Genomic DNA, 4,379 nt, shown 5'->3' on the forward strand with positions numbered 1-4,379 from the left:
GGCACCATGACCACGATGACGGCCGAGGCGACCGCGGAGGCGGTGCGCCTGGACACGGTCACCATGACCGCGGCTCCGCCGCCTCCGCGCCGGACGGCGGGACCGCCCAGCTGCTGCGGGACGGCCGGGCGATGTCGGCGACCGACGCCGGCACCGGCGTCACCGGGACGGTCGCGACGCAGCGGAAGGCGTGGGGGAGCCGGGTCGCGCTGCGACTCAGCAAGGTCGACGGGCCGCTCGCGTGCGAACTGGTCGCCGTGGACCGGCGGGGCAGGGCGCACACCGTCGTCGGCTGGTCCGTCCCCGAGAAGGGCTACGGCCTGCCCGGCTCGCCGCAGCCCCAACTGGCGCTGCAGGGCGGCACGGCGCTGCGGCCCCAGGAGATCAGCCGGTTCGAGGTCCGCACGATCGGCGAGGGCCGCACGCTGCTGACCGTCCCGGCGTAGGCCCCGCCTCCCGGAACGCGCGGCCGGGCCGCTCCCCCGCGTCTCATAGGCTGAGGCCGTGAGTGCGACCCGACCGTCCGCCGGTCCCGAGCTGATGCTGCCGGGGCTCGGCGAGGTGTACGCGGCCTACGTCCGGGAGGCCGGCGCCCTGCCCGCGCAGCCCGGCGCGCTGCAGGCCGAGATGTGGACGTCGGCGCAGCTCGGCGGCCTGGAGGCGGCGGCCCCGTACGACGCCGCCCGGCGCGCCGCGCTCGGCGACCTGATCGGCTGCCTGCACGCGGCGGCCACCCCGGGCGCGCGGGCCTTCCTGCGGGCGCTCGCCGCGATCGGCCCCGCCGAGGGGCGCGGCGCCGCGGCCCGCGCCGCCGACCGCCTCGCCGGCGTCCCGGCGGCGCCCTGGGAGGACTCGCTCGGACGGGTCGTCCCCGGGCAGGCGTGGCTGATCCAGGAGGGGCCGCTCGACGGCGACCGCCTGGTCTGCGAGTTCCGCTACGAGGGCGCCGGCACCGCCGGGATGCACGCCCTCGCCGTCCGGCTCTCCTACGGCGACGCCCCCGCCGAGATCGTGGTCGTCGGGGACGTCCCGGCGCTGATGGCCGCGGCGCGGCAGGCCATGCAGGCCGAGCTGTGCGTCGTGCAGCCCCACGACGCTGCGGCCGTGGGCGCGAGGCTCCGCGCCGCGCTCGGCACCGGGCGCGGTGGCGAGCGCGGCGCGGAGCCCCTGCCCGAGGCGTGCTACCCGGCGCTGGCGCTGGCCCGGCACCGGGCGTCCCTCCTGCCCTAGCGGCCGAGGGCGCGGTAGCGGCGGACCGACAGCGGGAAGAACACCGCCGCGATCACCAGCGGCCACACGACCGCCATCAGCACGCTGTGATGCGCCGCCCACGACCCGCCGGCCACGGGCTCGCCGAACAGCTCCCGGCACGCCGTCACGGTCGCCGACATGGGGTTCCACTCGGCCACCGCGCCGAGCCAGCCCGGCATCGTGCTCGGCGCCACCAGGGCGCTGGACAGGAACCCGATCGGCCACACCAGGATCTGCACGGCCGCCACCGACTCCGGCCCCTTGGCGACCAGGCCGAGGTAGACGCCGAGCCAGACCAGCGAGAAGCGCAGCAGCAGCAGGAGGCCGAGCCCCGCGAGGGCCCTGCCCGCACCGTCGTGGACGCGCCAGCCGATCAGCACGCCGCAGGCCGCCATCACGGCCAGCGCGACGACCGAGTGCAGCATGTCGGCGGTGGCCCGGCCCACGACGACCGCGGACGAGGCCATCGGCATCGACCGGAACCGGTCGGTCACCCCCTTGCTCGCGTCGCTGGCTATCGCGGCGAACGTCGTCTCGACCCCGAACGCCATCGTCAGCGCGAACATGCCGGGGACGATGAACGCGCGGTAACTGCCGCCGCCCGGGACGTCCATCTGCCCGCCGAACAGGTAGCCCATCATCAGCACGACCATCACCGGGAACAGCAGCCCGACGGCGACCTCGCCCGGCTTGCGCGCCCAGTGGGCCAGGGCGCGGTTGGTCAGCACCCACCCGTCGGCCGCGGCCCACCTCATCGTCCGGACGCTCAAAGAACGGCCTCCTTGTGGGGGGACGACCCCCCACGCCCCCCGGCTCGCTTCGCTCAAAGAACGGCCTCCTTCTTCTCCGTGAGGTGCAGGAACACCTCGTCCAGCGTCGGGCGGCGAAGGCCGATGTCGGCGACCGCGACGCCCGCCTCGTCCAGGGCCCGGACGGCCTCGGTCAGCGCGGCGGCCCGCCCCGACACCGGCGCCCCGACCCGCAGGGCCTCGGCGTCGACGTCCGCCTCGCCGTTCGCGACCCGGCCGACGATCTCGGCGGCGGCGGCGAGGTCCCCGGGGTCGTCCACGACGACCTCGACGCGGTCGCCGCCGAGCCGCGCCTTGAGCTCGTCGGGGGCGCCCTCGGCGATGACGCGGCCGTGGTCGATCACCGAGACGCCGGAGGCGAGCCGGTCGGCCTCCTCCAGGTACTGGGTGGTGAGCAGGACGGTCGTGCCGCCGTCCACCAGGTCGCGGATCGCGTCCCACACCTCGCCCCGGCTGCGCGGGTCGAGGCCGGTGGTCGGCTCGTCCAGGAACAGCACGGGCGGCGCGAGGATCATCGACGCGGCCAGGTCGAGGCGCCGCCGCATGCCCCCCGAGTACTCCCCCGCGGGCTTGGCGGCGGCGTCGGTGAGCCGGAACCGCTCCAGCAGCTCGTCCGCCCGCCGCCGCGCCCGCGCGGCGCCGAGGTGGTGCAGGCGGCCGAACATGACGAGGTTCTGCCGCCCGCCGAGCACCTCGTCGACCGCCGCGTGCTGCCCGACGAGCCCGATGCGGCGCCGCACCTCGACCGCGTCGCGGACCACGTCGTGCCCGGCGACGCGGGCGACGCCGCCGTCCGGCCGGGCCAGCGTGGTCAGGATCCGGACGGCGGTGGTCTTGCCCGCGCCGTTCGGGCCGAGCAGGCCGTGCACGGTCCCGGCGGGGACGCGCAGGTCCAGCCCGGCGAGGGCCTCGGTGCCGCCGTAGCGCTTGCGCAGCCCCTCGGCGACGACCGCGAACCGTGGTTCCGTCACCCGTCCTCCAAAACTATGTACGCAGTACGGATTTACCATCGCGGCCAATATAACGTACGCAGTACAGAGTTTCATCCCTGAGAGGATCGGCCGGTGACCGAGTACAGCGGGGCGGGCGACCCCAGACGCACCCTGGAGCTGCTGTGGGGGGTGCGGGAGCGCCCCAGGCGCGGGCCCAAGCCGCGGCTGACCGCGGAGGAGATCGTCCGGGCGGCGATCCGGCTGGCCGACGCCGAGGGCCTGGACGGGCTGTCGATCCGCCGCATCGCCGAGGACCTGGGCGTCTCCCCCATGTCGATCTACACCTACGTGCCGGGCAAGGCGGAGCTCGTCGACGTCATGGTCGACCGCGCGTTCGCCGAGCTGGAGCCCCCCGCCCACGACTCCTGGCGGGCCCGCCTGGAGCACATCGCCCGCGACAACTGGGCGCTGTTCCACCGGCACCCGTGGCTGCTGCAGATCACCACGGTCCGGCCGCCGCTCGGCCCGAACACGTGCGCCAAGTTCGAGTACGAGCTGCGCGCCGTGGACGGCCTCGGCCTCAGCGACGTGGAGATGGACTCGGTCGTCGCGCTCGTGACCGGCTTCGCCGAGAGCGCCGCCCGCGTGTCGGTCAACGCCGCCGAGGCCGAGCGCCGCAGCGGCATGACCGACGAGCAGTGGTGGGAGGCGAGCGCCCCCCTCCTGGAGACGCTGGTGAACGAGGACGACTACCCGCTCGGCACCCGCGTCGGCGCCGCCGTCGGGTACGAGTACGGCTCCGCCGTCGCGCCCGGGCGCGCCTTCGAGTTCGGCCTCGCCCGCGTCCTGGACGGCATCGAGGCGCTGATCAGCTCCCGCTAGCCCGCCGGGTCCGCTTCGTCGGCACGGCCCGCGCGGGGTCCTCGGGCCACGGGTGCTTGGGGTAGCGGCCGCGCAGCTCGGCCCGGACCGCCCGGTACCCCTCGCCCCAGAACGAGGCCAGATCCGCGGTGACCGCCGCGGGGCGCCCCGCCGGCGACAGCAGGTGCACCACCAGGGGCACCCGCCCCCCGGCGAGCCGCGGCGCCGCGTCCCACCCGAACAGCTCCTGCAGCTTCACGGCGAGGACGGGGCGCTCGCCCGAGTAGTCGACCCGGATCCGCGACCCCGACGGGACCTCGATCCGCTCGGGCGCGTACTCCTCCAGCCGCTTCGCCAGGTCCCAAGGCAGCAGGCCGCGCAGCAGGCCGGCGACGTCGACCCGCGCCAGGTCGGCCCGACGCCGCGCGCCCGACAGCCACTCCGGCGCCCGCTCCAGCAGCGCCGCGTCGTCGACGGCGGGCCACGGCTCCCCGAGGGCCGCGCGCAGGAACGCCAGCCGCTCGCG

At 76.1% G+C, this 4,379-nt stretch carries 5 protein-coding genes and 1 pseudogene; 3 read left to right on the top strand and 3 right to left on the bottom strand.

Features of this window, described 5'->3' with window-relative positions:
- Both ABWI04_RS41805 and ABWI04_RS41810 read left to right on the top strand, forming a co-directional pair.
- Window positions 1-446, top strand: a pseudogene (locus ABWI04_RS41805) (hypothetical protein); the annotation flags it as partial.
- 58 nt (window positions 447-504) lie between these two features.
- Window positions 505-1,230: a hypothetical protein gene (locus tag ABWI04_RS41810; protein ID WP_353835872.1), complete on the top strand. Its 726-nt coding sequence runs from the start codon at window positions 505-507 to the stop codon at window positions 1,228-1,230.
- On the opposite strand, the gene ABWI04_RS41815 is transcribed toward ABWI04_RS41810, so the two are convergent.
- Together ABWI04_RS41815 and ABWI04_RS41820 are read right to left on the bottom strand one after the other, a co-directional pair.
- Window positions 1,227-2,006, bottom strand: coding sequence for an ABC transporter permease (locus ABWI04_RS41815; protein WP_353835873.1), 780 nt, complete (start codon window positions 2,004-2,006; stop codon window positions 1,227-1,229). The genes ABWI04_RS41810 and ABWI04_RS41815 overlap by 4 nt on opposite strands.
- Before the next feature lie 68 nt (window positions 2,007-2,074).
- A complete protein-coding gene (locus ABWI04_RS41820; protein WP_353835874.1) occupies window positions 2,075-3,031 on the bottom strand; it encodes an ATP-binding cassette domain-containing protein in 957 nt (318 codons plus the stop codon).
- A 93-nt stretch (window positions 3,032-3,124) separates the two neighbouring features.
- Between ABWI04_RS41820 and ABWI04_RS41825 the strand changes: the two genes are divergently transcribed.
- Window positions 3,125-3,874 (top strand): TetR/AcrR family transcriptional regulator, encoded by a 750-nt coding sequence (locus ABWI04_RS41825; RefSeq protein ID WP_353835875.1) that lies wholly within the window; start codon window positions 3,125-3,127, stop codon window positions 3,872-3,874.
- Here the strand turns inward: ABWI04_RS41825 and ABWI04_RS41830 are convergent.
- On the bottom strand, window positions 3,861-4,379 hold a 519-nt coding region (locus ABWI04_RS41830), incomplete at its 5' end, for an ATP-dependent helicase C-terminal domain-containing protein (RefSeq protein WP_353835876.1). The genes ABWI04_RS41825 and ABWI04_RS41830 overlap by 14 nt on opposite strands.

The sequence above is a fragment of the Actinomadura sp. NPDC000929 genome (assembly GCF_040492065.1).
Lineage (GTDB): Bacteria > Actinomycetota > Actinomycetes > Streptosporangiales > Streptosporangiaceae > Spirillospora > Spirillospora verrucosospora.